Source organism: Photobacterium sp. R1, assembly GCF_054600795.1.
In genome coordinates this window covers 1-274 of the sequence record NZ_BAAHZP010000519.1, presented here as the reverse complement: position 1 = coordinate 274, position 274 = coordinate 1, and the positions used below count along the sequence as shown (strand labels likewise).

Genomic DNA, 274 nt, shown 5'->3' with positions numbered 1-274 from the left:
GACTTAGGCGTTGCCGCGCACAAGGTAATGGACGTCGGCCTGCTCAACGAACTGGCCATCAGTTCACTGACCCGTGACAACATTCCGGTGTCTCATGAGCTGCAAGATAACGGCTTACCCAATTCGTTTGTGCCGGGTCGTAACATCCTGTTCCTGACGCTGGCAGGCATTTACGCTTACCAAATAGGCGCCGAAGCCGTCATTACCGGCGTGTGTGAAACCGACTTCTCCGGCTACCCGGATTGTCGCGATGCATTTGTGCAGTCACTGAATC

At 54.7% G+C, this 274-nt stretch carries 1 protein-coding gene; it reads left to right on the top strand.

Features of this window, described 5'->3' with window-relative positions; all coding sequences use genetic code 11:
- The coding region (locus ACYP03_RS26100; RefSeq protein ID WP_459782683.1) for a 7-cyano-7-deazaguanine synthase at positions 1 to 274 on the top strand (274 nt) is incomplete at both ends.